We start from the raw sequence: 26,467 nt of genomic DNA on the forward strand, positions 1-26,467 counted from the left end.
GACCTTATTTTTTAAAGTAGGGTGATAAAAAGCGTCCTGTATAGCTTTGCTTGTTCTTAATAATGTCTTGCGGGCTACCTGCAACAAGAATTTGTCCACCTTGTGCTCCACCCTCCGGCCCTAGATCAACGATCCAGTCCGCTGTTTTGATGACATCAAGATTATGTTCAATGACTACCACCGTGTTGCCATGATCACGTAGGCGATGTAATACCTTTAACAGTAAATCAATATCATGGAAATGTAGTCCCGTAGTGGGTTCATCAAGAATGAAGAGGGTACGTCCTGTATCTCGTTTCGAGAGCTCTAAAGAGAGTTTCACCCGTTGCGCTTCCCCACCTGACAAAGTGGTCGCTGACTGACCTAAGGAAATATAACCCAAACCCACATCCATCAAAGTTTGACATTTACGTGCGATACTAGGAACAGCACTGAAGAATTCTAATGCGTTTTCTACTGTCAGATTGAGCACTTCATCAATACTTTTGCCTTTATATTGAATTTCTAAGGTTTCACGGTTGTAGCGTTTACCATGGCACACATCGCAGGGTACATAGATATCAGGTAGAAAATGCATTTCAACCCGTACCATACCCTCTCCCTGACACGCTTCACAGCGTCCCCCCTTAACATTAAAAGAGAAACGTCCTGGATCATAACCACGCTCACGAGATTGGGGGATGCCAGCAAAGAGCTCACGAATAGGGGTAAAGAGTCCCGTATATGTAGCAGGATTAGAGCGTGGTGTGCGACCAATAGGGCTCTGGTCGACGTTGATGATCTTATCAAAATGCTCTAACCCCTCAATGTCATCAAAAGGAGCCGGTTCGGTGTTACTGTGATAGAGATGACGTGAGACCACATGAAACAGGGTGTCGTTGATGAGGGTGGATTTACCTGACCCTGACACGCCTGTAACTGCCACAAATAAGCCCACTGGTAACTCGAGAGTTACGTTTTTAAGATTGTTGCCTTTAGCCCCTCTTAAAATCAGACGCCGCTCATCAGGCTGTTGGCGCTTTTTAGGGATGGCAATGGTTTTTGTACCCTTTAAATATTGGCCAGTGAGTGAGCCGGTACTTGCTTCAATTTGTTGGGGAGTGCCCTCAGCGACTACTCTGCCGCCATGTTCTCCTGCACCAGGACCCATATCCACCACATAATCAGCCGCCCGAATTGCATCTTCATCATGCTCCACCACAATCACAGAGTTACCTAAATCTCTTAAGCGAGTGAGTGTTTCTAAGAGGCGGTGATTATCACGTTGATGAAGTCCGATGGAGGGCTCATCAAGAACATACATCACCCCAGTTAGCCCCGAGCCAATTTGTGAGGCAAGACGAATACGTTGCGCTTCGCCACCTGAGAGAGTGTCTGCTGAGCGCTCTAGTTGCAAGTAATCAAGGCCGACATTATTGAGAAATTGTAGACGGGCAATAATTTCTTTGAGGATCTTCTCGGCTATGGCCTGTTTTTTACCCTTGAGGGTGAGTTGTTGAAATAAGGTTAAGGTATCGCGTAATGGTAGCGCACTAATTTCGTGGAGCGTATATTGATTAACGCGTACTTCTCGTGCTTCTACGCGCAGGCGTGACCCCAAGCAATCTGGGCAGGATTGATCATTAAGTAATTTAGCCAGTTCTTCTCGAACAGCCATGGAGTCAGTTTCTTTATAGCGGCGATCAAGAATGGGGATAATGCCTTCAAAAGTATGTTCTTGACTACGTAAGCGTCCTCTGTCTCCTGGATAATGAAAAACGATTTTCTCTTTTGCGGAACCATATAAGAGTATTTGTTGAATGGAGTCATCCAGTTCTTCAAAGGGGGTATCGAGATTAAACTGATAATGGTTAGCTAGATCGGTGAGCCACTGAAAATAAAATTGATTACGTTTATCCCAGCCTTTAATGGCGCCAGCAGAAAGGCTCAATTGCGGGAAGGCTACCACCCGTTTAGGATCAAAAAAGCTGATCATACCCAAACCATCACATTTAGGGCAGGCGCCCATGGGATTGTTAAATGAGAACAGTCTAGGCTCTAACTCTTGTAAAGAAAAACTACAAATGGGGCAGGCAAAGGTGGAAGAAAAAAGATGCTCATTATTTTGATCCATATCCACCGCAATGGCTCGCCCATCACTGTGACGCAATGCTGTCTCAAAGGATTCCGCCAGGCGCTGTTTCATATCCGCGCGTACTTTCAAGCGATCGACCACAATATCAATGGAATGTTTTTTGTTTTTATCTAGAGAGGGAACCGTATCAATATCGACTACCTGGCCATCAATTCTCAAGCGCACAAAGCCTTGGGCACGTAACTCATTAATGAGATCTACTTGTTGTCCTTTGCGTCCAACCACAAGCGGTGAGAGAATCATGATGCGCGTGTTCTCAGGTAGAGTTAATACATGATCCACCATCTGTGACACACTTTGTGCTTCAAGCTTTTGTTGGTGGGTGGGACAGTAAGGGTCGCCAACACGGGCAAACAACAAGCGTAAATAATCATGGATTTCAGTGACAGTACCAACCGTTGATCGGGGGTTATGACTGGTGGCTTTTTGTTCAATAGAAATAGCCGGCGATAAGCCTTCAATTAAATCCACATCCGGTTTTTCCATAAGCTGTAAAAACTGACGGGCGTACGCTGACAGAGACTCCACGTAACGTCGCTGCCCTTCTGCGTATAAGGTATCGAAGGCTAGGGATGACTTCCCTGATCCTGATAAACCTGTAATGACAACTAATTGATGACGTGGGATGTCTATATCAATGTTTTTGAGATTATGAGTTCTAGCGCCACGCACGCGGATGACTGGGCTTTCAACAAATTGTTTCTTTTTCATGGTATCAAGTACAAGGGTTAACCTGTTAATATACGATCAATATTTTACTTTTTTTGTTGGTGGTAAAGATGAAAACAAAAGTTACTATGACATCTACAGAACGCCGAGCGACATTAAGTTTAGCTAGTGTATTTGCACTACGCATGCTCGGTATGTTTATCATTCTACCTGTATTTGCTCTCTATGCGGCGCATCTTCCTGGTGGAGACAATAAAACATTGGTGGGGTTGGCCATGGGAGGCTATGGATTGACGCAAGCCCTATTACAAATTCCACTGGGTTGGCTGTCTGATCGGGTGGGCAGAAAACCAGTCATTATGGGCGGGTTAGTGGTATTTGCGCTGGGTAGTTTTGTGGCAGCCACAGCGCATAATATTGAGTGGATTATTGTCGGTCGTATGGTACAAGGAGCAGGGGCTATTTCCTCAGCGATTATTGCTATGACTGCTGATTTGACACGTATTGAACAACGCACCAAAGCCATGGCTATGATTGGTGTAACAATTGGCATGACCTTTAGTGCGTCAATGATTATTGCGCCTTTTCTTGAGCCACGCATTGGTGTTTCAGGCATTTTCGCTATGACGGGTATATTGGCGCTGTTAGCCATAGGTATGGTGTATTGGGTGACGCCTAATCCGCAGCACCATACGCCTGCTCGTGGTACATGGGATGCTATTAAAACAGTATTAGGTCATGCTGAGTTATTGCGCTTAGATTGGGGTATTTTTGTTTTGCACGGTTCTCTCATGGCCATGTTCGTAGTGGTCCCACAAGCCTTAGTACAAACTGGTTTTAAAGCCATGGATCACTGGAAGTTATATCTACCTGTGATGATTGGTTCGTTTATTTTGATGATTCCGGGTGTGGCCCTGTCTCATGGTAAACATCGTAAAAGCGTTTTTTTAGCAGCCATTGCGGTATTATTGCTTTCTGAGGTGATTTTGTGGGTGGGGATCAATAGTTTCTTCGGTATTGTGACAGCATTATTTGTTTTTTTTACAGGATTTAATATGCTGGAAGCAAGCCTGCCTTCGTTTATTACTACCATTGCGCCACCAGATATTAAAGGTGCGGCATCGGGGGTATATAGCTCAATTCAGTTTATGGGAACATTTGTGGGGGCCTCTGTGGCTGGCGTATTAGCTAGGTTCTATGGCCCTACAAGCGTGCCATTGTTTTGTGTAATGTTAATGGTGACCTGGTTGGTAGTAGCACTACCCATGAAAATCAAAGCCGGTCATGAATAAGGGAGAAAAGTATGGCATCAGTAAATAAAGTAATTTTAGTTGGTAACTTAGGGCGTGATCCTGAGGTGCGTTATTCCACAGACGGCGCAGCCATTGCTAACATTAGTGTGGCAACAACCGATGTTTGGAAAGATAAGAACGGTGACAAACAAGAAAAAACTGAATGGCATCGTGTGGCTTTTTTTGGTCGTCTAGCAGAAATCGCTGGTGAGTACCTTAAAAAAGGCTCGCAAGTGTATCTTGAGGGGCGTCTACAGACTCGTAAGTGGCAGGATAAAGAAGGGCAAGAGCGCTACACCACTGAAGTGATTGCAGATCGTATGCAAATGTTGGGTGGACGCTCTAATATGTCTGGTGGTCCCTCAAGTGAACCACCTATGGATATGGGCATGGATAATGGCGCATCTCAAAGTGGTGGTGTCAAAGCGGCGACAAAATTCGATGATTTTGCTGATGACATTCCATTTTAAGGGCAGGGCATATGCCCGGTTAGCCTGCGAAGTGAACGCTGCTGTAATGCCGTCAGCAACAGGACCCGCCGAAGTAAACCACCTAATCATCATGGCGCTGTAGGAATCTCCGTTCTTGAGGGCGGGGAGGATGTCAATTCATGCGCCATTATCTTGGCCTAGGTGTTGAACCTGAGAGGAGTTGACGAGCAGCTCCGTTTTTCCCGATCAGGAATTTTTTAGGCCTTAACTTTTCTAGCTCTTAGTGGATGCTTACCCTGTTCATTCAATGCGTTTTGATATTGTCCTTTACACGCTCAAGGTAAAAATGAGTAAGAGACATACTCAGGTATCCTGACTGCTATTTTCTTAAGTGAAGCGTTAGTTATCTTAGTGAAGTAAATATAGCATTGATATTATTACTCGCTGCCATCGTCAATACCGATTTTAGTTAGTTTAAGATTTTGTGCTGTGGCCAGTAGATGAGCAAGACTATTAAATTGCGCATTGCTATTGGGGGTAATGTGAATTTCAGGTTGTGTGGGTGATTTAGATAAGGCTAATAAACGTCTATCCAACTCATCCTGAGAGAGCACTACGTGATCAATTTCAAATTGATTAGTGGCGTTAATAACAATTGTCACTATTTGTTCAGTAGAAGAGGGACTAACAGTCGCGTTGTCTGGCGTATCCATGTTAATAGAATGTAATTCAACCGGGATGGTAATGATCAACATGATGAGTAACACCAACATCACATCAATCAAGGGTGTGGTGTTGATACTGATCATGGGAGAAGCGTCGTTATCTTTTAAGCGAATAGCCATAATTAGTGATGGGCCGGTTCTGTAATAAATTCAATTTTTTCAATACCAGCGCTACGACATTGATGTAGTACTGACCTAATAAAATGATAGGGAGTATGCTCATCGGCGCGAATTAGTATATGAATCAATTTAGGATCAATGGTTTTTAATTTGGTTGTTAATAGGCTTTCACTGATGGGTTGATCTTGCCAGTACACCTGACCTTGATTAGTAATGGCAAGATTAATATCTTGCGGCGCAAACACTTCTTTAGTAGTGCTTTCTTTAGGCAATACCACGCGGTGGGTATGCACTACAACGGGAATGGTGATTAAGAAAATAATCAACAACACTAACATCACATCTACCAAGGGGGTGGTATTAATACTAGCGATGATGTCATCATCCTCTTGATCATTAAAATCAATGGCCATAATGATTACTCTAGCGTTGTGGCGCTTTGCCACCTAATAGTGTTTTTTCTAGATCATTGGCAAAGGCGTGTAAGTCAGCCATGGCATTTTTGTTGCGTCTAAGAAGCCAGTTATAAATTAATACGGCAGGGACTGCTACCGCCAGACCAATGGCAGTCATGATTAGTGCCTCTCCCACAGGGCCTGCTACCTTATCAATGGAGGCTTGTCCTGCTATACCGATGGCAGTTAGAGCATGATAAATACCCCACACCGTACCAAATAAACCAATGAAAGGTGCCGTGGAGCCCACTGTACCGAGTAGTGCTAAACCAATTTGTAAACGCGCTTGCACTTGATCAAAAGCTTGGTTGAGATTGTTTTCGAGCCAGGTATTCAAGGGGATATGTGCCATTAATTGACCTTGATAGTCCTCTTTGGCATGAATTCCTGATTGCGCCAGAAAATAATAAGCAGAGTCAACGGGTAGTTGTGCCAAAGATTGAGTGTTGAGTGTCTGTTGCCAAAAGGCTTTTTTGGCATCTAGACTACAGCGAAACAAACGATTTTGTTCGAGTAACTTGACCACTAACATATACCAACTGGCCATCGACATAATTAACAAAATGAGTAATGTCCCACGCGCTATCCAGTCACCATTAGCCCACAGTGCATCTAATCCATAAGGGTTGGTGAGGGCATTGGTGGGTGGCGTGTCAGCTGCTAGGGCTTCAGTAACAGCAAAAAATTGATTCAGTATTAATAATCCGAGTAATTGTAATAAATAAAAATATCTTTTTTTCTGGTACATATGGTTTCCTAATTCACTCATTATTAATTTAAGCGCCATACATAGGGAATTGTCACTCTAATTGCCACAGCATGCCCATCTTCTGTAGCAGGTTTGAAGTGGCATTGACTAAGGGCATTGAGTGCTGCGTTATCAAGTGCGCTTGAGCCACTAGATTGTAACACTTTACTGTTTTCAACTTGCCCTGTTTCGTTAATCAAAAAACTCAATAATACCGTTCCTTGTTCCCCATTTCTTCTAGCGCTGGATGGGTAACTCGGTGCTGCGCAAGGATAGTGAGTATCAATGGTTGGGTTGGTTGTTTTATGTGTTGTGGCACTGTGGTTAGATGGCGGTGATTGTTCTGCTTTAGTCGTTGGTAGTGACGGTGCGGGAGGCTGATTAATCGGTGCTGATAGGGTTTTGTGAGGCGCTATGGGCGCCTGTGGTTGCACCTTATTTGGAGTTGATTTAATTACCTTTTTTTGGGCTGTTATGGGTGGTGACACACTGATGTGATGAGGCGCTGTTTCAGGTGACAGAATAAGCGTTTGTACAACAATTTTATGATCCCGTAAATGGATGTGACCTGTTTGTTTGATTAAACCCCACAAGATAACAAGATGAACCAATACCACCAGCAACAAACCTGTTGTTTTGTTATTAATTGGTGTGGGGCTAAGAGTGGCCATGATTGTCTTGGTCTTGAGATCCGTTCTATTATCGTGGGTTATTAAAAACACACGAATGGGTAATGATCAGCTATTATGACAGTTTTAGCGGTCAGACTACAGTAGCTATGCAACACGGATTCCTTGATTCATATGAAAAATACATTGATTAATCAGAGTCAACCATGGCTTTCTTTAAATGCCTCATCAGTCAATCAACAGATAAAGCTTCCTCTTCTTTTTGAACATGAGCCAACGCGTTTAGATACCTACCAGTTAAGTGTACTGGGTATTAGCTTAAATTATGCTTATCAAGCAGTGGATCAAACGGTGTTGTCGCAGCTCACTCAATTATTGACTGAGTCAGGTTTTGCTCATGAACAAGCGCGTTTATTTGCCGGAGAAGAGGTTAATTTTACCGAGAACCGCGCTGCTCTACATATGGCCTTAAGGCATCAACATCCTCAAGCTACGACTTGGCCTGAGGGCATACAACAGGAAGTGCATCACGAATTAGCACGCTTAGAGGCATTGACCTATCAATTTGGGCAAGGGGAGCTTAAGGGGTTTTCTGGTGCAACACTCAATGCAATAGTGAATTTAGGAATAGGTGGGTCAGACCTTGGACCTAAGATGGTGGTCTCAGCCCTGGAGCATTTACCCCGCTTGACCGCAGAGACGCACTTTATTGCTAACCCCGACCCTTGGGCGTTAAAAAAACTACTTAATCAATTAAATGCACATAAAACTTTATTTATTCTTTCTTCCAAATCATTAAGCACAGTAGAAACTTTAGAAAATTATTTTTCTATATGTGATTGGTTGCGCTCTCAAGGATGTCAAGAAGAGCAATTGGCAGCACATTTTGTGGTGGTGACGTCTAGTCAAGACAAAGCACGGCAGTTAGGTTTTTCTGATAACAGGCTGTTTGCTATGTGGGACCATATTGGCGGTAGATATTCATTGTGGTCAGCCATAGGCTTATCCATCGCACTGACCTATGGTTGGTCAACTTTTACCGAATTACTGCATGGTGCAGCACAAATGGATAAGCATTTTTATCATGCTCCCCCCCATGAAAACTTACCGATTATGCTCGCTTTACTGGCAATTTATAATCGTAACTTCTTACATAAAGACAATCATTTAATGGCGCTTTATGATGGCCGTTTAAGTTATTTTACTGAGTTTATTCAGCAGTTGGATATGGAATCCAACGGAAAACATGTTAATAAATGGGGTGAAAGGATTGATTATGGAACGAGCCCTTTAGTATGGGGGGGCTTAGGTATTAATGGTCAACATGCTTACTATCAAGCTATTCATCAAGGTCGATTAAATACCACAGTAGATTTTATTGCAGTTAAACAAGATTCTCTAGCTACACTTCCTCGTTTTGAACAACATCAAACACTAATTCATCACAGTATGATGGCCCAAGCACGCGCCATGGCCTTAGGGCGATCTATGAGGGCTACCCGTGAGCGGTTAATAAAAGAAGGATACAGTGAGCCGCAGCTTTCACAGTTAGCTCCTCATCGTTGCTTTGCCGGGGGTACAACCAGCAATGTCATTTGGTTAGACCATCTTGATGCAAAAACCTTAGGAGCATTGATTGCTGCTTATGAACATAAGATATTTACCCAATCTGTTATTTGGCAAATCAATCCTTTTGATCAGTGGGGAGTGGAATTGGGTAAAACATTGCTGACTGATTTGTCGACACGTTAATGATTAACGTGCCGACAATTAAGTGATTAACGCAGTTTAATATGTAGCTCTCTTAGTTGTTTCTCATCAACATTGCTTGGCGCTTGAGTTAATAAGCATTGAGCGCGTTGAGTTTTAGGGAAGGCAATCACATCGCGAATTTGTTCTGCTCCTGTCATCATGGCTGTTAGTCGATCAAAGCCAAAGGCAATGCCACCATGGGGGGGCGCGCCATATTGAAGCGCTTTTAATAAAAAGCCAAATTTAGTTTGTGCTTCCTCTGGACCAATATTTAGCGCTCTAAACACTTTAGATTGGATTTCTTCACGATGAATACGTACTGATCCACCGCCAATCTCCCAACCATTTAATACCACATCATACGCCTTAGCTAACGCTTGACCTGGATCAGTTGTCAGGAAATCCTCATGACCATCTTTTGGTGCCGTGAAAGGATGATGCAGTGCTACCCAACGATTTTCTTCATCATCATATTCAAACATGGGGAAATCTACTACCCACAGAGGACGCCATCCACCTTGCGATAAACCTCTTTCATGACCAATTTTTAAGCGCAGTGCGCCCATGGCATCATTGACTACCTTAGCGCGATCAGCACCAAAGAATATTAAATCACCATTATTAGCACCTGTGCGCGTAATAATGTCTTGCAACACATCGGTGGTTAAGAACTTAATGATGGGAGACTGCAGACCAGTTTCATTGAGAGCTGCTTTGTCATTCACTTTGATATAGGCCAATCCTTTGGCACCATAAATACCAACGAATTGTGTATAGTCATCGATCTCTTTACGAGATAAAGTAGCACCACCTGGGATATTGAGTGCTACAACACGACCATCTTTTAAATCTGCTGCGGCACGAAAGACTTTAAAATCTACTCTCCTCATCACATCAGTGAGTTCAGTAAACTCTAAAGGAATACGTAAATCAGGTTTATCAGAGCCGAAGCGGAACATGGCTTCATGCCAACTCATGCGTGGGAAGGGATTGGGTAAATCCACTTGAATCGTTTCTGTGAACAGATGGCGCACTAATCCTTCCATGAGGGTCATGATTTCCTCTTCATTTAAGAATGAGGTTTCAATATCCACTTGCGTAAATTCAGGTTGGCGATCAGCACGTAAATCTTCATCTCTAAAACATTTGGTGATTTGATAGTAACGATCAAAGCCTGACACCATTAACAATTGTTTAAATAATTGCGGTGATTGAGGTAAGGCAAAAAACTGACCATCATGAATGCGGCTAGGTACTAAATAATCACGCGCTCCCTCAGGAGTGGATTTAGTTAGCATTGGTGTTTCAATATCAATAAATCCAAGCTTGTCTAAATAATTACGAACAGTGAGTGCTGCTCGATAACGTAATTTAAAATTGTGTTGCATCATTGGCCGTCTTAAATCTAAATAGCGATACTCCAGACGTACGGGTTCAGAAATATATTCATCATCAATTTGGAATGGCGGTGGGAGAGAACCATTTAGCACTTCAATATTGTGTGCTAGTAACTCTATGGCACCGCTTTTTAGTGATGAGTTAACTGTTCCTTCGGGGCGGCGACGAACTTTACCGCTAATGGATAAGACAAATTCACTGCGGATCTGCTCAGCTTGTTTAAAGGCAGTAATGTTATCTGGGTCAACCACCACTTGGAGCAGTCCTTCACGATCACGTAGATCAATAAAAATGACGCCACCATGGTCACGGCGGCGATGAGCCCACCCTTGTACTGTTACAGTTTGATCAAGATATTGGTCATCAATCAGACCACAATAGTTAGTACGCATAATATCGTTATCTCAGAAAAAATTAATTAGGTTGGTGAGTTGATTGGGGAGAGGTTTTGGCGTGAGTCGCCGGATCTACCACCCCCATAGAAATAATGTATTTTAATGCCATGTCAACACTCATATCGAGCTCAATGGTATGCCTTTTAGGCACCATTAAAAAGAAGCCTGAGGTAGGGTTAGGGGTAGTGGGAACATAGACATTAACATGGGGTTCATTTAACTGCTGAGCAATGCTAAGTGTGGGAACACCTGTTTGAAAGGCAATGGTCCACACTTCTTGATGCGGATAGCGCACTAACAACACTTGACGAAAGGCTTGTCCTGAACTTGAAAACAGTGTGTCACTGACTTGTTTAACACCTGTGTAAATACTTTTTACCAGTGGGATTTTACCTAACACCTCATCCAACATATCCAGTAATTTACGCCCTAACAAATTGGTGGCAATGGCTCCTGTAAGAATGATGATCAGTAATGCAGCCACTACCCCAAGCCCTGGGATATGTGATCCCACCAAGGTTTCTGGACGCCACTCAATGGGCAGAATATCAAAGCTCTGATCGAGCGTTGTGACAACAAGACGGATGACCCAGATGGTGATGACCACTGGAATAAGTACCACAATCCCGGTTAGAAAATAGCGTTTCATTATGAGTTATTACTGTTACTGGTGGTGTTGCTGGTCGTGCTAGTAGCACTACTCGTAGCCTCGGAGGACGGGCTTTTTGCAGGGCTTGATGAGCTCTTGCTGCCCTGACCACGAAAGTCAGTAACATACCAGCCTGAGCCTTTCAATTGAAAGCCGGCAGCGCTAACGAGTTTGGTCAGAGCCTCCTCACCACAATGCGGACAGAGGGTTTTGGGTGGGTCTGACATTTTTTGTAAAATTTCGGTTGATTTGCCACAGGATTGGCAACGGTATTCATATAAAGGCATTCTATCCTCCACAACAGATCAATGATAGCATAGTTCCTTGTTATTCCTCAGGTTTCACGAGTATTACAGTGTAACTAGGGAACCCTGAACAATAAATAAGTTCATACAATTAGTTTTTCAACCTAGTATTTTACGCTAAAGGAGTCGTTTAATGGTCAAGATGCGCGGTGTTATAGCTCTTGGATTGTTGACAGTGTCATTGGTGGGGTGGGCGAAAACCCCTTCTCTGCCTGCTGGCGTCACACAAGTCACCACTGTGGAGGGAGTCACAGAGTACCGTCTTAAAAACGGTTTGCAAGTGATTTTAGCTCCTGACAGTTCAAAACCTACTACTACTGTGAACATCACATACCGTGTGGGCTCGCGTATGGAAAATTACGGTGAAACGGGTATGGCGCACTTATTAGAGCATTTAATGTTTAAAGGGACGCCTAAGCACCCAACCATCGCTGCTGATTTAAGTCACCGTGGTATGCGCCCTAACGGCACCACCTGGTTTGATCGTACCAATTACTTTGAAACCTTTAGTGCTTCTGAGGATAACTTGTCTTGGGCGCTGGCCATGGAAGCTGACCGTATGGTCAATTCATTTATTGCCCGTAAAGATCTCGATAGCGAGATGACGGTGGTACGTAATGAAATGGAAAAAGACGAAAACGATGCCAGCGGTATTCTAATGGATAAGCTAATGGCGACTGCCTATCAGTGGCATAACTATGGTAAATCAACCATTGGCGCCAGAACTGATGTGGAAAATGTGAGTATTCCTCATCTCCAAGCTTTTTATCACAAGTACTATCAACCTGACAACGCAACTTTAGTGGTGGCAGGGAGTTTTGATCCTAGCAAAACTTTGGCTTTAATTAACAAGGATTTTGGCTCAATACCTAAACCCAAACGTGTCATTGAACCCACTTACACGTTAGATCCTGTACAAGATGGTGAAAGAGAAGTCACTCTGCGCCGTGTGGGTGATGTGAAATATGTTGAAGCTGTTTATCACTCTGTGGCTGCTGCTCATCCTGATAACGCAGCTTTTAAAATTCTGGCTTATATTATGGGTGATACGCCGTCAGGACGTCTACATAAAGCGTTGGTTGAAAAAGGTCTGGCTACCGCAGTATCAGCGGAGAGTTTTAATTTGGATGAACCAGGTGTTATTTATTTTGAGGCAGATTTAAGTAAAGAGCAGTCTCTTGATAAAGCAAAAGCTGCTTTTATTGATACCATTGAGAATATTCATGAGCACCCTATAACAGACCAAGAAGTAGAGCGTGCTAAAGCCAATTTACTGAACGATATTACCCAGACTTTTAATGATCCTGAGAGTTTTGGTATTTCATTGTCCACCGCCATTGCCAACGGTGATTGGCGATTGTTTTTCTTAAATCGTGATCGGATTCAGAAAATTACCACTCAAGATGTTGAGCGTGTAGCAGAGACTTGGTTTAAATCCAGTAACCGTACATTGGGCGAATTTATTCCTACAGCCAAACCTGATCGAGTTCCCTATGCCACACGAGTGGACGCTAAAGAGCAATTGAAGGGCTATACAGGCAATAAAATAGTGAGCCAAGCAGAAGCCTTCGATGTCTCTCCTCTTAATATTCAAAAACGCACTGAATGGGGAACCTTGGCATCCGGTGTTCGTTATGCGCTGCTCCCTAAAAAAACCCGTGGATCGACGGTATTCGCTCAATTGAATCTCCATTTTGGTGATGCGAATAACTTAAAAGATAAGAGTGAAGTCGCTAAAATGGTAGCAGGGTTACTAGATCGTGGAACTGATAAACTAACACGCCAACAAATCTCTGATCGATTTACTGAGTTAAAAGCGCAGGTGAGTATTACAGGTGGCCCAACTGGGGTATCAGTGAGTGTATTAACTGATCGTCAGCATTTGGCAGATACACTATCCTTAGTTACTGATCTCTTACGTCATTCAAGTTTTCCTGAGAGTGAGTTTAAGCAATTACAACGTGCTGCTATTGCTACCATTGAGCAGGAAAGAACCGACCCGCAAGCTATTGCTGGTAATGCCCTATCCCGCCATTTTAATCATTATCCGAAGGGTGATGTGCGCTACGTATCCACTTTTGATGAGGTTGAAACTGACGTTAAGGCTATTACTCTTGAGCAAATCAAGCAGTTCTATCATGACTTTTATGGCGCTAATCGTGGTGAATTCGCTGTGGTGGGAGATTTTGATCCTCAACAGATTAAGTCTGTATTGAATAAAGGATTAGATCAGTGGAGTAGTGCCGCACACTATGAACTGGTATTAAATGAGTATCAAACTCCAACTGCTTTACATGAGGTTATCAATACGCCTGATAAAGCCAATGCGGTATTTATTATGAAGCTCTCCTTACCCATCATGGAAGATGATCCTTCAGCCCCAGCTCTAAAGGTTGCCAATACCATTTTTGGTGGCGGGTTCTTGAGCTCACGCTTAGCGACCCGTATTCGTCAAAAAGAGGGCATTAGCTATGGCGTAGGGTCTTTCCTGAGACTGAACGATAAAACCAAAAATAGTACCTTGGGTGCCTATGCGATTTACGCACCACAAAACTTAAGTCGTCTCGAGCAAGCTTTTAAAGAAGAAACGGATAAAGCGTTAAAAGACGGCTTTAGTGAAACGGAAGTGAAAGAAGCCAAACAATCCTTACGGCAATCAGCGGCACTAGGTCGTGCTCAGGATGATGCGTTAGCTGGATTATTAACTAAGTTGTTATTTGATAATCATGATATGACCTATGTTGAGAAAATGGATAATGACTTACAACAGGTCAGTGTTGCTGAGGCTAACCAAGCTTTCAAAAAATGGGTCACCCCAGCGAGTTTTGCTGAAGTGATGGCTGGCGATTTTAATAAGCATCCAGCAAAATAAAGGCAAGGTAATGGGTAATAAAATCCCTGTTTCTGTGCTAGTGGTGATCTACACGAAAGAGGGTGAAGTGTTGCTGTTAAATCGTGCTGATCACCCAGGCTACTGGCAGTCGGTTACAGGAAGCTGTGATCGCTTAGATGAACCACTGGCAGAGGCTGCTTGCCGTGAGGTGAGAGAAGAGACGGGACTTAATTGCCAAGAGTTTGAGTTACAAAACTGGCATTGGCAACAGGTGTACGAAATTTACCCGCATTGGCGTCATCGTTATCCTGATGGCGTCATTCATAACACGGAACATGTGTTTGGTTTATGTCTGCCCACTCGTATGCCTATTGTCTTGGCTCCTCGAGAACATATTGATTATGTCTGGTTAGGTATTGATGAGGCAGCTCGACAATGTTTTTCTGACACCAATCGAGCTGCTGTACTGAAGGTTAAAGAGAACTTATAACTTTTATAGAGAGAATGATGAACCACAACCGCAGGTGGTGGTGGCATTGGGGTTACGGATAACAAACTGAGCCCCTTCTAAATCTTCTTTATAATCAATCTCAGCACCCACGAGATACTGAAAACTCATTGGATCAATCACTAATTCAACACCATTTTTTTCTACAATAGTGTCATCGGCGGCAGCTGTTTCTTCGAAGGTGAAACCATACTGAAAACCAGAACATCCCCCGCCTGATACAAACACGCGTAGTTTTAAATCAAGATTGTTTTCTTCTTCAAGAATAGAACGAATTTTATCCGTGGCGCTATCTGTTAGTAAAACCGGAGCCAGTATTTCATCTGCTGGTGCATTCATAATTAATCCTCATCTAAATAGCACTTAATTAGTACTACATTATACTCCCAAGTCTTGGATATACCAATTGTGAGAAGAATAACTATTAGATCGTGTTGTCAGTAACTGGTTCGTCATCAAATTTATCTTTAGCATGGACAATACTAAAGATAACTGGAACAAATATGAGTGTTGAAATTGTGGCGAATAATAAACCACCGATAACCGCACGACCTAATGGGGCATTTTGCTCGCCACCATCACCTAACCCTAAAGACATGGGAATCATCCCAATTAACATTGCTGAAGCTGTCATGAGTACAGGACGAAAACGAGTGTAACCCGCTTCAAGAGCGGCTTGAGTGGAGTCTTTTACAATAGCCAAACGCTCACGTGCAAAACTAATTACTAGAATACTATTGGCCGTGGCCACCCCCATACACATAATCGCACCGGTGAGCGCAGGGACAGATAAAGTGGTGCCGGTGATATAGAGCATCCATACAATACCAGCCAAAGCCGATGGAAGAGCGGTGATAATCACAAACGGATCAAGCCAAGATTCAAAGTTCACTACTACTAAGAAGTAAATTAATACAATAGAGGCAATTAGCCCCAAGCTTAACCCTTGGTAAGAGTCTTGCATAATGGGTACCTGTCCCTGAAGTTTGACACTTACGCCGCTCGGTATTTCATGATGATGTTTAGCAATAATTTGTTCAATATCTTTTGAAACGCTGCCTAAATCTCTTCCTTGAAGGGATGCAAAAATATCAAATGACGGTTTAATATTGTAGTGAGAAATTACTGAGTCTGACTGATCGCGTTCAATCGTACCAAGGCCACCTAACACCTGCATCGAGTCTGATTTCTTTGTGGTGATCGGGATGTTGGCTAAATCAGCTAAGGAGTCAATTTTGTATTGTGGCATCTGAATCACTATAGGATAGGACACGCCGTTTTTATTGTTTAACCAAAAAGTGGGGGCAACTTGACTTGTTCCGGCCAGGGTGGCTACTAAACTATTAGTAATATCTCCTTCAGTTAAGCCGTAATTCTTTGCCTGTGCCCGATCGATATTGACGTTAAATTGCGGATAGTTAGTGGCCTGTTGGACACGCATATCAGCGATACCGGGAACATTACTGATATCTTTGTAGATGGCTCTTACAAAGCGTAAGTTGTTATCGTGATTGGGGCCATCAACGCGAATATCAATGGGAGCAGGCACCCCAAAATTTAGGATTTGGCTAGTAATATCTGCTGGTAAAAAGGCGAAGCTTACCCCTGGAAAGGCGCGCGGTAATTCTTCTCGTAATTGTTTAATATACTGTTTTGTTGGACGATGTTTTTCAGTAAGGTGAATTAAAATGTCACCATCTTGTGGACCAATTGTACCGGTACTGCTGTATGCGGTATTAATTCCACTAACTGATAAACCAATATTGTCCACAATGGTATCTAATTCTGAATCAGGGATTAATGCCCTGATTTTATCTTCGATTAAGTCAAACTGTTTAGCTGTTTCTTCAATTCGCGTACCCACCTGAGCACGTACATGGATTTTCATATCACCTGAGTCTACTTCAGGGAAGAAGTTTCTACCTAACATGGGGAATAACACCACGCAGGATACAACGACAAAACCTAAAAAGCTTGGCACAAAAACTTTACGGTGGATCAATGCCAAGTTAAGAATAGAGCGATACCCTAAACGTACTTTAGTAAATCGGGTTTCAAAGCCTTGTTGAATGTTAACAAAAAACTGGATGATGGACTTTTTAACACTATGTTGTGGATGAAAATTAGGATCATGTTCGGCACGGTGTTCATCAGTATGATGTTTGTGCTGAAAATGTTGCCCTTGGTGTTTGAGTAATTTGTTGGCAATGGTTGGAACAAAGGTTTGTGATAAAACAAAAGACGAGAGCATGCCAAAAATAACCGCTTCAGCCATGGGGATAAAGAGATATTTTGGTACCCCAGTTAAGGAAAACATGGGTACGAATACAATACAAATAGACAGAGTAGAGACCAATGCCGGCTGAATAATTTGTGCCGCTGCATCAATAATCGCTTTGGTCGTGGGTTTGCCCATTTCAAGATGATGGTTAATGTTTTCAATCACCACCGTGGCATCATCCACAAGCATTCCTACAGCGAGTGCCAGCCCCCCTAAGGTCATCACATTTAGCGTGTTACCGGTGAGTGATAAAAAGATAATGGCAGATAAAATAGCCAAGGGAATGGACATGGAAATGATAATAGTAGAGCGCCAACTACCTAAAAACAATAAGATCATCACGCTGGTTAAAATACCGGCAATGGTGCCTTCGCGTACTACGCCGCTGATAGCCGACTTTACAAAGACTGACTGGTCTCCCACTACTTTTAATACCAGGCTACTAGGTAGTGTCTCTTGTAATTTAGGTATCAGCTCTTTGGTTCCTTGAATAATATCCAAGGTTGATGTGGCCCCATTTTTTAAAATGGTCATCAATACTGACCGTCTGCCATCATCTCTAACCACGTTAATCTGCGGTGGATAACCATCTCTCACATGAGCCACATCATGAATAAAAATAGTGACGCCATCCACATTTTTAATGGGTAGCTCATTAAGTAATTCAAACTCATCAGGACTATCATTAATTTTGACGTTGTACTCAAACGAACCAATTTTTTCTGTACCAGGGGACAATACTAAATTTTGTTTACTCAACGCTTTCGCCACATCTTGCGGGGAAATATGTTTTGATTGCATGGCCTGTGGATCAAGGTCAATTTGTATCTGACGCACTTTGCCGCCATAGGGGGAAGGCACTGCACTACCGCGAACGGTAGCCAACTGCGGACGAATAAAGTTTTGTCCTAAGTCAAAGATTCTATCTTCTGAGAGTACTTTGCTCGATAAGGCTAACTGCAAAATAGGAACAGTGGCAGCGTTATAGTTCAGGATTAAAGGTGGTGTAATGCCTGGCGGCATCATCTTTAATACGGTTTGTGAAATAGCGGTAACCTGTGCGTTAGCAGTACGAATATCCACATCAGGTTGAAAGAAGATCTTAACAATCCCATAACCAAACAGTGATTGGGATTCAATGTGTTCGATGTCATTAACCGTCGAACTTAAAGAGCGTTCATAGTAGTAAACAATACGCCCTGCCATGTCCTCAGGGGGCATACCACTGTATGTCCAGACGGCACTGATCACCGGTAGATTAATTTCCGGGAAAATATCTTTGGGTGTTTTAATGATGGAAATAATTCCAAACAGAAAAATCACCAAGGCCATTACAATAAATGTATTGGGGCGTCGTAGCGCTAACTTAACTATTTCAAGCATCTTTAGATAATTCCAAACCCATTTAGATCAAACGCTTATCTTGAATTTTAGGTGGCCTTAGTGTGGCATAAGTTAGCGTATTTACTTGTAACTGATTGTAAGGTTTAGCCTTAAGGCAGAACAGGTACTTGTGTGAGTCCCAAGGTTTCTGCAAACTCACACATCAGATTCATGTTTTGTACCGCTTGGCCTGCGGCCCCTTTCACCAGGTTATCAATGATAGATAATACAACCACTGTATGACCGTTTTGTGGACGATGCAAAGCGATACGGCAATAGTTAGATGCTCTTACTGATCGTGTTTCTGGATGGCTACCAAAGGGCATCACATCAACAAAGGGTTCCTTGTGATAGTGCTGTTCAAACAAGGCTTGCAAGTCAACATCAAGATCAGTTAACGTTGCGTAGCAGGTAGCATGTATCCCCCTTATTAACGGTGTAAGGTGAGGAGTAAAAATTAAATTAACAGGTTTATTGTGTATGTTGTTAAGTTGCTCAGTAATTTCAGGTAAGTGACGGTGCCCATTTACTCCATAGGCTTTAAAGTTATCTGATGCTTCTGAAAATAAAGTATGGACTTCACTTTTTCTACCTGCACCAGACACCCCTGATTTGGCGTCAGCTATCAACGTTGCAGGATTTACCACGCCAGCTTTAATTAAGGGAATAAAAGCTAACTGTACGGCGGTTGGATAGCAACCTGGATTAGCCACTAATTGAGCTTTTTTTATAGTTTCACGGTTCACTTCAGGTAGGCCATAAACCGCCTTTTCAACCCATTGGGGACTTGTGTGTGTCATGGCATACCATTGTTCCCACAAACCAATATCTTTAATCCTGAAGTCTGCAGCAAGATCGATTACTTTAACTCCTGACTCTAACAAGGCTGGCGCATCCTTCATAGCAATCCCATTTGGTGTGGCAAAAAAAACTACGTCACACTGTTTTAAATTAGCAGTATTAGGGTCTGAGAACGCGATATCAACACGTCCTCTTAAATTAGGGAATACCTGAGACACCGCTTTACCGGCATCTTGTCTTGAGGTAATAGCAGATAAACTCACTTCAGGGTGTTGCGACAATAAACGCAGTAACTCTACTCCGGTATAACCTGTACCACCAACAATCCCAACTTTAATCATGCCAGTTCTCCTAAATAACCACTCTTATTATCGCTTAAAAAAAGGTGGTGAAAGTAATAAAAAAAGCCGGATAAACCGGCTTTTTTGTAGTACCTAATAAAACAATTAGCGTTTGCTGAACTGTTTGCGGCGACGTGCTTTGTGTAAACCCACTTTTTTACGTTCAACTTCGCGTGCATCACGAGTAACAAGCCCTGCTTGTTTAAGAGCAGTTTTGAGTTCAGGATTGTAATCAATTAAGGCGCGTGTGATACCGTGACGAACGGCACCAGCTTGACCTGATTCACCACCACCAGCAACATTTACACGAATATCAAAACCGTTTAAGTGGTTTGTTAATTCAAGAGGTTGGCGTACGACCATACGGCCTGTTTCACGAGAAAAGTAAACGTCTAAGGGTTTACCGTTAACAATGAATTTACCTGAACCTGATTTAATAAAAACACGGGCAACAGCACTTTTGCGTCTGCCGGTTCCATAATAATATTGTCCAATCATAATAATAATACCTAGATAGCTAAAGGTTTAGGTTGTTGTGCTGCATGTGGATGCTCACTACCTGCATACACTTTCATTTTTTTAATCATGGCATAACCAAGAGGACCCTTAGGTAACATGCCTTTTACTGCTTTTTCTAAAACGCGTGCAGGATGACGGGCGCGCATTTTGTTGAAATTTGTTTCATAGATACCACCGGGGTAACCAGAGTGACGATAGTATTTCTTGTCCTCGCCCTTGTTACCGGTAACGCGGATTTTGTCAGCATTAACTACAACAATAAAATCACCCGTATCTACGTGTGGTGTATAAATAGCTTTATGTTTGCCGCGAAGTCTTAAGGCGATTTGGCTTGCGAGACGCCCCAAAACTAAATCTTGGGCATCTACTATAAACCAGTCACGTTGTACTTCATGGTTTTTGGCTGAAAAGGTTTTCATGACACTTTACCAACTAAATAATTTGATAGCCTGCCATTATAAACTTGAGTCTTTTCTAATGTCAATGCGTTGTTATAATGAGAGACTAATCACTTAATCTACGGGAAAGTATTATGAAAGCAAGAGTGAAATGGGTTGAGGGTATGAGTTTTCTGGGTGAAAGTGGCAGCGGCCATACATTTTTAATGGATGGGGCGCCCGAAGCGGGCGGACGTAACCTCGGGGTACGGCCAATGGAGGCCATGTTAATGGGTGCAGGAGGCTGCACATCTTTTGATGTGGTGTTAATTCTAAAACGCTCGCGCGCTGAAGTGACTGATTGTGTAGTTGAAATAGATAGTGAGAGGGCTGAAACTGACCCTAAAGTATTCACCAAAATTCACTTTCATTTTATTGTCACGGGTAAATCACTAAAACCAGAGCTTGTGGAGAGGGCGATTAAATTGTCTGCAGAAAAGTATTGCTCAGCAACCTTTATGTTGGGGAAAACCGCTGAAGTGACCCATGATTTTGAAATTCGTGAGGCAATTTAATGGTAGTTAAACAGTTGCTTCAACATCTTATGTCGGGGAATTCCCTTGATTCTCAACAGATGACAGAGGTTATGGAGGGGGTTTTTGCTGGACATATCTCTGATATTCAGGCTGCAGCCATTTTAGCTTTACTGGCTAAAAAAGGGGAGAGTATTGAGGAGATTGCTGCTGCAGCTCAAGTGATGCGTCGTTTATCTCAACAGGTAGCGGCACCCCCTACAGTTACATTAGTTGATACCTGTGGTACCGGTGGTGATGGTTTACATACCTTTAATATCTCAACAGCTTCCTCATTTGTGGTGGCCGCTGCCGGGGCCGCGGTGGCGAAGCACGGAGGACGCTCTGTTTCCTCTTCAAGTGGTAGTGTGGACGTATTAGAAGCCATGGGGATTGCGGTGAGTCATTGGGACTTATCACGCGTAGAATACTTTTTAGAGCATTTTCGCTGGACTTTCATGTTTGCCCCTAACCATCATTCCGCCATGAAACGAACGGCAAATGTGCGAAAAGAACTGGGCATTAGGACTATTTTTAATATATTGGGCCCTTTAACTAATCCTGCTAATGCTTCTTGTCAGGTATTAGGAGTATTTAGCGCTCATTTAACTGAGGTTATGGCGCAGGTACTTAAACAGTTGGGTAGCCAGAGGGCGCTCGTTGTTCATGGTAGAGAAGGTTTAGATGAGATTTCAATATCTGGACCCACACTTATCTCTGAGCTAAAAGCAGGACAGGTATCGCACTACGAAATTACTCCTGAGCAGTTTGGTTTTGCTAGAGCACCATTGGATACCTTGTTGGTTAAAAATGCGATGGAATCTATGTTTTTCATTGATGAAGTGCTGAATAATCAACCTGGCCCTGCGCGCGATATTGTTGCTTTAAATGCAGGAGCCGCTATCTATGTAACAGGTTTTGCTGATACCCTTGAAAATGGAATAAAGAAAGCTTTAGCAACGATTGCCTCAGGTCAAGCAAAAGCGCTAAGAGATAAGATTAAAGAGGCTCAATATGGATGATGTATTAACACAAATAATTAACACCAAATTTGAAGAGATCGGTTTTGCGAAACAACAAGTGTCTCTAGAGGTAATGCGTGATTTGGCTTTATCAGCGGCACCTGCAAGAGACTTTGTAGGTGCGCTAGAAGCAAAACTCAGTCAGCAACAAGCTGCAGTCATTTCAGAAATTAAACGTGCTAGTCCAAGTAAGGGAATATTACGTCAAGATTTTGATCCTGCAGCTATTGCCGAAAGTTATGAAAAAAACGGAGCTGCCTGTTTGTCGGTGTTAACTGATGAACAATATTTCCATGGCAGTATTGAGTTTCTACGCGAAGCCCGTTATGCCTCCTCGCTACCTATTCTAAGAAAAGATTTTATGGTAGACGAATACCAGATATACGAGTCTAAAGCCATTGGAGCAGATGCTATTTTATTGATTGTGGCAGCTCTAGAGGATGATCAGATGCATGCATTAAGTCAATTAGCACAGAGTTTAGGCTTGGCAGTGCTTGTGGAGTCTCATAATAAAGATGAGTTAGAGAGGGCTTTACGCTTACCCACTAAACTCATTGGTATAAACAATCGTAATCTTAAAACCTTTGAAACCTCTTTAAATGTTACCTTGGATCTAATGGGTATGGTTCCTCATGATCGAATAGTGATCACAGAGAGCGGCATTTTAACTAGAGAAAATGTTGATATCATGCGCTCTCACGGCGTAAATAGCTTTCTAGTAGGTGAAGCTTTTATGAAAGCGCTTGAGCCAGGAGCCGCACTAAAACAGTTATTTGGATTTAACTGATTTATTTACAATCAGTAACAGAAGTTTCTTATTCTTATGTCACAATGCATCACCTTTTTATAAAATACGCACAGGATTTGAGGAGTTTTAGTTTTGATAGGGATTGTTAAGCTAGCGCTGAAGCGACCTAACACCTTTATTGTGATGTCACTCATCATCACATTATTTGGTGTGATATCTGCTTTCAAAACTCCGGTTGATATCTTTCCTCAAATCAATATCCCGGTGATCAGTGCCGTCTGGACATACAGTGGTATGCCCCCTGAGGACATGGCAGGGCGTATTGTTTACTACTATGAACGCTCTTTAAGTTCGACGGTTAATGACATCGAACACATTGAATCCCAATCACTGTTTGGTTATGGGATTGTTAAGATCTTCTTTCAACCTGATGTGGATATTCGTACTGCTAACGCACAGGTTACCGCTATTTCACAAACCGTATTAAAGATGATGCCGCCAGGCATTACACCACCTTTAATCTTGAACTATAACGCTGCCACTGTTCCTATTTTGCAGTTAGCCTTATCGAGCAAAGTACTCTCAGAAGACAGAATCTTTGACTTAGGACAAAACTTTATTCGTCCGCAGTTGGCTACCGTTCGCGGTAGTGCAGTGCCTTCCCCCTATGGCGGTAAAGTGCGTCAGATACAAATTGATTTGAACCCACAGGCTATGCAGTCTAAGGGAATCTCTCCTGATGATGTGGCGAACGCATTAAAAAATCAGAACTTAATTTTGTCAGCAGGGACCGAGAAAATCGGTACTTTTGAATACAACATTAAAATTAATGACAGTCCAGAAGCGTTTGAGCAGCTTAATGACTTACCTATTAAAAAAATTAATGGGGTGATCATTTTTATACGTGATGTGGCTCATGTGAGAGATGGTTATCCACCGCAGATTAACGTGGTTAGAAATGATGGCAGACGATCAGTATTGATGACCATTTTAAAAAATGGGGCTACATCAACCTTGGATATTATTCAAGGAACTAAGGATATTATTCCAAAGCTAGAAGAAACTCTTCCAAAAAGCTTACATATAGATTTGGTGGGAGATCAATCCATCTTCGTTAAAGCAGCATTAGCTGGTGTGGTGCGAGAGGGGATGATTGCGATTGTTCTGACGAGTATTATGATTCTGCTTTTCTTAGGCAGTTGGCGCTCGACGATTATTATTTCTTTATCCATTCCACTGTCTTTATTGTCTGCTGTGATTCTATTATCTATAACGGGTAATTCTCTTAATGTGATGACCTTAGGTGGATTGGCTCTGGCGGTGGGGATGCTTGTTGATAATGCGACAGTGGTGATTGAAAACATCAATTATCATTTGGAGCAGGGTAAAGAGGTAACCGTTGCAATTATTGATGCGGCCAAACAGATTATTCAACCTGCTTTCGTATCTACATTGTGTTTCTGTATTGTGTTTGTGCCAATGTTTTCCTTAACTGGGGTACCACGCTATTTGTTCGTTCCTATGGCTGAAGCGGTGGTGTTTGGGATGTTGGCATCCTTTATTCTGTCGCAAACCTTTGTGCCTATGATGGCTAATAAATTTTTAAAAGCCCATCAGCCTCATGATCATAATAAAGAAGAGTTAACGGAAGCGGGTGTTAAGCGTTCATCTTTAGCTTCTTTAATTCATTTCTTTATTAGCTTTCAGCATCAATTTGAAAAACAGTTTGCTGCTTTTCGTAATGGTTATCGCTCTTTCTTGATAATGGTGTTAGCTAACCCGAAAAAATTTACTTGGGGCTTTACGCTTTTTGTATTGGTATCTTGTGCTGGTTTGTATCCAATGCTGGGAAGAAATTTCTTTCCAACAGTAGACTCAGGTGACATGAAAATTCACGTACGCGCTCAAGTGGGAACGCGTATTGAAGAAACGGCCAAATTATTTGACTTAGTGGAAGGTGATATCAGACGTCATATTCCCACGAATCAATTGGATACCATTGTGGACAACATTGGTTTGTCAGTGAGTGGTATTAATACGTCATACAGTAATACAGGAACCATCGGACCACAAGATGGTGATATTTTAATTCACCTCAATGAAAACCATAGTTCCACAAGTGCCTATGTGAAGCAGTTAAGAGAATTCTTGCCGCGTGATTTCCCTGGAGTAAGTTTTGCTTTCTTGCCCGCTGATATTACGAGTCAGATTCTTAACTTTGGTGCGCCAGCCCCGATTGATATTCAAGTTAATGGTCCTAACAAATATGAGAATTTAGCGTTTATCAAGAAAATTGAAAAAGCGACTCGAGAAGTACCTGGCATTGCTGACGTAAGGTTACAACAAGCAACAAACTATCCTCAGTTTAATGTGGATATTGATCGTGTTCAGGCTAATAGTTATGGTTTAACGGAAGCGGATGTAACCAATAGCTTGGTGGCAACCTTAGCGGGGACCAGTCAGGTGGCTCCCACATTCTGGCTCAATCCAAGTAATGGCGTATCCTATCCAATTGTTATTCAGATGCCTCAGTATCGTATTAATTCATTGGCTGATTTAGAGAATATTCCTATCACCGCTCCTAAATCAAAAGGATTGCAAGTTTTAGGTGGTTTGGGGTCGATTACGCGTACCCAGTCGGATTCGGTGATTTCACACTACAACATTAAACCTGCTTTTGATATTTATGCTTCCACTCAAGGGCGTGATTTAGGGAGTGTGTCTGCTGATATTCAGAAAATTATTGATAAAAACAAAAAAGACTTACCACGCGGTGCCATCATTGAGCTACGTGGCCAAGTTCCCATTATGGAAAACTCCTATATGGGCTTAAGCCTAGGGTTGATTGCCTCAATCGTGTTGATTTACTTTTTAATTGTGATCAATTTTGAGTCTTGGCTTGATCCATTTGTGATTATTACAGCGCTTCCTGCAGCTTTGGCTGGTATTGTGTGGATGCTCTTTACCACCTACACCACCCTTTCCGTACCTGCACTAACGGGTGCCATTATGTGTATGGGGGTCGCCACTGCTAACAGTATTTTAGTGGTGAGCTTTGCGCGTGAGCGATTACAAGAACTGAAGCATCCAGTACAAGCTGCATTAGAAGCTGGAGTAACACGTTTTCGACCTGTGCTGATGACAGCAGCTGCCATGGTGATTGGTATGATCCCGATGGCATTGGGCTTGGGGGACGGTGGAGAACAAAACGCACCTTTAGGGCGTGCGGTGATTGGTGGTTTGTTATTTGCTACTTTTGCGACATTATTGTTTGTGCCAGCGGTATTTAGTTTGGTTCATCGTAATGATCGATTTGATGAAGTTGAACAATCATGGGACGATGAATCACATGATCCCGTGTAAGTTAGTAATGATTTAAA

At 42.6% G+C, this 26,467-nt stretch carries 22 protein-coding genes; 9 read left to right on the forward strand and 13 right to left on the reverse strand.

Annotated features, from left to right (window positions below):
• Positions 1-4: 4 nt before the first annotated feature.
• Positions 5-2,845 (reverse strand): excinuclease ABC subunit UvrA, encoded by a 2,841-nt coding sequence (gene uvrA / locus FV185_RS00260; RefSeq protein ID WP_067492457.1) that lies wholly within the window; start codon positions 2,843-2,845, stop codon positions 5-7.
• A gap of 68 nt (positions 2,846-2,913) precedes the next feature.
• Between uvrA and FV185_RS00265 the strand changes: the two genes are divergently transcribed.
• Positions 2,914-4,095: an MFS transporter gene (locus FV185_RS00265; RefSeq protein ID WP_067492459.1), complete on the forward strand. Its 1,182-nt coding sequence runs from the start codon at positions 2,914-2,916 to the stop codon at positions 4,093-4,095.
• Positions 4,096-4,106: 11 nt separating this feature from the next.
• Positions 4,107-4,565 (forward strand): single-stranded DNA-binding protein, encoded by a 459-nt coding sequence (ssb, locus tag FV185_RS00270; protein WP_067492461.1) that lies wholly within the window; start codon positions 4,107-4,109, stop codon positions 4,563-4,565.
• A 398-nt stretch (positions 4,566-4,963) separates the two neighbouring features.
• On the opposite strand, the gene FV185_RS00275 is transcribed toward ssb, so the two are convergent.
• The 4 genes from FV185_RS00275 to FV185_RS00290 are packed head-to-tail and all read right to left on the reverse strand — an operon-like array spanning position 4,964 to position 7,245.
• Entirely contained in the window at positions 4,964-5,371 is a 408-nt protein-coding gene (locus FV185_RS00275; protein ID WP_067492463.1) for an ExbD/TolR family protein, read from the reverse strand.
• A 2-nt stretch (positions 5,372-5,373) separates the two neighbouring features.
• The gene (locus FV185_RS00280) at positions 5,374-5,817 is read right to left on the reverse strand and encodes an ExbD/TolR family protein (RefSeq protein WP_197457691.1); all 444 of its coding nucleotides are present in this window, start codon (positions 5,815-5,817) and stop codon (positions 5,374-5,376) included.
• Positions 5,795-6,574: a MotA/TolQ/ExbB proton channel family protein gene (locus tag FV185_RS09775; RefSeq protein WP_082787024.1), complete on the reverse strand. Its 780-nt coding sequence runs from the start codon at positions 6,572-6,574 to the stop codon at positions 5,795-5,797. The genes FV185_RS00280 and FV185_RS09775 overlap by 23 nt, the downstream gene beginning before the upstream one ends.
• A 23-nt stretch (positions 6,575-6,597) precedes the next feature.
• A complete protein-coding gene (locus tag FV185_RS00290) occupies positions 6,598-7,245 on the reverse strand; it encodes an energy transducer TonB (protein WP_067492467.1) in 648 nt (215 codons plus the stop codon).
• Between the two features lie 132 nt (positions 7,246-7,377).
• On the opposite strand from FV185_RS00290, the gene pgi reads away from it, so the two are divergent.
• Entirely contained in the window at positions 7,378-8,955 is a 1,578-nt protein-coding gene (pgi, locus tag FV185_RS00295) for a glucose-6-phosphate isomerase (protein ID WP_067492469.1), read from the forward strand.
• A gap of 26 nt (positions 8,956-8,981) precedes the next feature.
• Here the strand turns inward: pgi and aspS are convergent, their stop codons facing one another.
• The 3 genes from aspS to FV185_RS00310 are packed head-to-tail and all read right to left on the reverse strand — an operon-like array spanning position 8,982 to position 11,684.
• Complete coding sequence (aspS, locus tag FV185_RS00300; RefSeq protein WP_067492471.1) at positions 8,982-10,745, reverse strand: aspartate--tRNA ligase; 1,764 nt, start codon at positions 10,743-10,745, stop codon at positions 8,982-8,984.
• A gap of 22 nt (positions 10,746-10,767) precedes the next feature.
• Complete coding sequence (locus FV185_RS00305) at positions 10,768-11,397, reverse strand: DUF502 domain-containing protein (RefSeq protein ID WP_067492473.1); 630 nt, start codon at positions 11,395-11,397, stop codon at positions 10,768-10,770.
• Positions 11,397-11,684, reverse strand: a complete 288-nt coding sequence (locus FV185_RS00310; RefSeq protein WP_067492475.1) for an FmdB family zinc ribbon protein — start codon at positions 11,682-11,684, stop codon at positions 11,397-11,399. The genes FV185_RS00305 and FV185_RS00310 overlap by 1 nt, the downstream gene beginning before the upstream one ends.
• 151 nt (positions 11,685-11,835) lie before the next feature.
• Between FV185_RS00310 and FV185_RS00315 the strand changes: the two genes are divergently transcribed.
• On the forward strand, positions 11,836-14,574 hold the full coding sequence (locus FV185_RS00315; protein WP_156474136.1) for a M16 family metallopeptidase: 2,739 nt from the start codon (positions 11,836-11,838) through the stop codon (positions 14,572-14,574).
• A 10-nt stretch (positions 14,575-14,584) separates the two neighbouring features.
• Entirely contained in the window at positions 14,585-15,025 is a 441-nt protein-coding gene (nudB, locus tag FV185_RS00320) for a dihydroneopterin triphosphate diphosphatase (protein ID WP_067492477.1), read from the forward strand.
• Between the two features lie 3 nt (positions 15,026-15,028).
• Here the strand turns inward: nudB and erpA are convergent, their stop codons facing one another.
• The 5 genes from erpA to rplM form a co-directional block, all read right to left on the reverse strand.
• On the reverse strand, positions 15,029-15,382 hold the full coding sequence (gene erpA / locus FV185_RS00325) for an iron-sulfur cluster insertion protein ErpA (RefSeq protein ID WP_067492479.1): 354 nt from the start codon (positions 15,380-15,382) through the stop codon (positions 15,029-15,031).
• An 85-nt stretch (positions 15,383-15,467) separates the two neighbouring features.
• A complete protein-coding gene (locus FV185_RS00330; RefSeq protein WP_067492481.1) occupies positions 15,468-18,707 on the reverse strand; it encodes an efflux RND transporter permease subunit in 3,240 nt (1,079 codons plus the stop codon).
• Positions 18,708-18,817: 110 nt separating this feature from the next.
• The gene (argC, locus tag FV185_RS00335; protein ID WP_067492483.1) at positions 18,818-19,849 is read right to left on the reverse strand and encodes an N-acetyl-gamma-glutamyl-phosphate reductase; all 1,032 of its coding nucleotides are present in this window, start codon (positions 19,847-19,849) and stop codon (positions 18,818-18,820) included.
• A gap of 105 nt (positions 19,850-19,954) precedes the next feature.
• Positions 19,955-20,347 carry a 30S ribosomal protein S9 gene (gene rpsI, locus FV185_RS00340; protein ID WP_067492485.1) on the reverse strand — a complete coding sequence of 131 codons (393 nt, stop codon included), beginning with the start codon at positions 20,345-20,347 and terminating at the stop codon, positions 19,955-19,957.
• 11 nt (positions 20,348-20,358) lie between these two features.
• Complete coding sequence (rplM, locus tag FV185_RS00345) at positions 20,359-20,787, reverse strand: 50S ribosomal protein L13 (protein WP_067492487.1); 429 nt, start codon at positions 20,785-20,787, stop codon at positions 20,359-20,361.
• Between the two features lie 113 nt (positions 20,788-20,900).
• On the opposite strand from rplM, the gene FV185_RS00350 reads away from it, so the two are divergent.
• From FV185_RS00350 to FV185_RS00365, 4 genes are all read left to right on the forward strand, one after another.
• Complete coding sequence (locus FV185_RS00350; protein WP_067492489.1) at positions 20,901-21,320, forward strand: OsmC family protein; 420 nt, start codon at positions 20,901-20,903, stop codon at positions 21,318-21,320.
• Positions 21,320-22,339, forward strand: coding sequence for an anthranilate phosphoribosyltransferase (trpD, locus tag FV185_RS00355; RefSeq protein ID WP_067492491.1), 1,020 nt, complete (start codon positions 21,320-21,322; stop codon positions 22,337-22,339). Before FV185_RS00350 ends, trpD begins: the two co-directional genes overlap by 1 nt.
• A complete protein-coding gene (gene trpC, locus FV185_RS00360) occupies positions 22,332-23,126 on the forward strand; it encodes an indole-3-glycerol phosphate synthase TrpC (protein WP_067492493.1) in 795 nt (264 codons plus the stop codon). Before trpD ends, trpC begins: the two co-directional genes overlap by 8 nt.
• Before the next feature lie 93 nt (positions 23,127-23,219).
• The gene (locus FV185_RS00365) at positions 23,220-26,450 is read left to right on the forward strand and encodes an efflux RND transporter permease subunit (protein ID WP_067492495.1); all 3,231 of its coding nucleotides are present in this window, start codon (positions 23,220-23,222) and stop codon (positions 26,448-26,450) included.
• Positions 26,451-26,467: the final 17 nt, after the last annotated feature.

This window comes from Ferrovum sp. PN-J185, from assembly GCF_001581925.1.
GTDB lineage: Bacteria > Pseudomonadota > Gammaproteobacteria > Burkholderiales > Ferrovaceae > PN-J185.

What these genes read in the sequence shown, in the direction of transcription:
- uvrA (WP_067492457.1), bottom strand. Translation starts at nt 2,845, where the DNA reads ATGAAAAAGAAACAATTTGTTGAAAGCCCAGTCATCCGCGTGCGTGGC.
- FV185_RS00265 (WP_067492459.1), top strand. Translation starts at nt 2,914, where the DNA reads ATGAAAACAAAAGTTACTATGACATCTACAGAACGCCGAGCGACATTA.
- ssb (WP_067492461.1), top strand. Translation starts at nt 4,107, where the DNA reads ATGGCATCAGTAAATAAAGTAATTTTAGTTGGTAACTTAGGGCGTGAT.
- FV185_RS00275 (WP_067492463.1), bottom strand. Translation starts at nt 5,371, where the DNA reads ATGGCTATTCGCTTAAAAGATAACGACGCTTCTCCCATGATCAGTATC.
- FV185_RS09775 (WP_082787024.1), bottom strand. Translation starts at nt 6,574, where the DNA reads ATGTACCAGAAAAAAAGATATTTTTATTTATTACAATTACTCGGATTA.
- FV185_RS00290 (WP_067492467.1), bottom strand. Translation starts at nt 7,245, where the DNA reads ATGGCCACTCTTAGCCCCACACCAATTAATAACAAAACAACAGGTTTG.
- pgi (WP_067492469.1), top strand. Translation starts at nt 7,378, where the DNA reads ATGAAAAATACATTGATTAATCAGAGTCAACCATGGCTTTCTTTAAAT.
- aspS (WP_067492471.1), bottom strand. Translation starts at nt 10,745, where the DNA reads ATGCGTACTAACTATTGTGGTCTGATTGATGACCAATATCTTGATCAA.
- FV185_RS00305 (WP_067492473.1), bottom strand. Translation starts at nt 11,397, where the DNA reads ATGAAACGCTATTTTCTAACCGGGATTGTGGTACTTATTCCAGTGGTC.
- FV185_RS00310 (WP_067492475.1), bottom strand. Translation starts at nt 11,684, where the DNA reads ATGCCTTTATATGAATACCGTTGCCAATCCTGTGGCAAATCAACCGAA.
- FV185_RS00315 (WP_156474136.1), top strand. Translation starts at nt 11,836, where the DNA reads ATGGTCAAGATGCGCGGTGTTATAGCTCTTGGATTGTTGACAGTGTCA.
- nudB (WP_067492477.1), top strand. Translation starts at nt 14,585, where the DNA reads ATGGGTAATAAAATCCCTGTTTCTGTGCTAGTGGTGATCTACACGAAA.
- erpA (WP_067492479.1), bottom strand. Translation starts at nt 15,382, where the DNA reads ATGAATGCACCAGCAGATGAAATACTGGCTCCGGTTTTACTAACAGAT.
- FV185_RS00330 (WP_067492481.1), bottom strand. Translation starts at nt 18,707, where the DNA reads ATGCTTGAAATAGTTAAGTTAGCGCTACGACGCCCCAATACATTTATT.
- argC (WP_067492483.1), bottom strand. Translation starts at nt 19,849, where the DNA reads ATGATTAAAGTTGGGATTGTTGGTGGTACAGGTTATACCGGAGTAGAG.
- rpsI (WP_067492485.1), bottom strand. Translation starts at nt 20,347, where the DNA reads ATGATTGGACAATATTATTATGGAACCGGCAGACGCAAAAGTGCTGTT.
- rplM (WP_067492487.1), bottom strand. Translation starts at nt 20,787, where the DNA reads ATGAAAACCTTTTCAGCCAAAAACCATGAAGTACAACGTGACTGGTTT.
- FV185_RS00350 (WP_067492489.1), top strand. Translation starts at nt 20,901, where the DNA reads ATGAAAGCAAGAGTGAAATGGGTTGAGGGTATGAGTTTTCTGGGTGAA.
- trpD (WP_067492491.1), top strand. Translation starts at nt 21,320, where the DNA reads ATGGTAGTTAAACAGTTGCTTCAACATCTTATGTCGGGGAATTCCCTT.
- trpC (WP_067492493.1), top strand. Translation starts at nt 22,332, where the DNA reads ATGGATGATGTATTAACACAAATAATTAACACCAAATTTGAAGAGATC.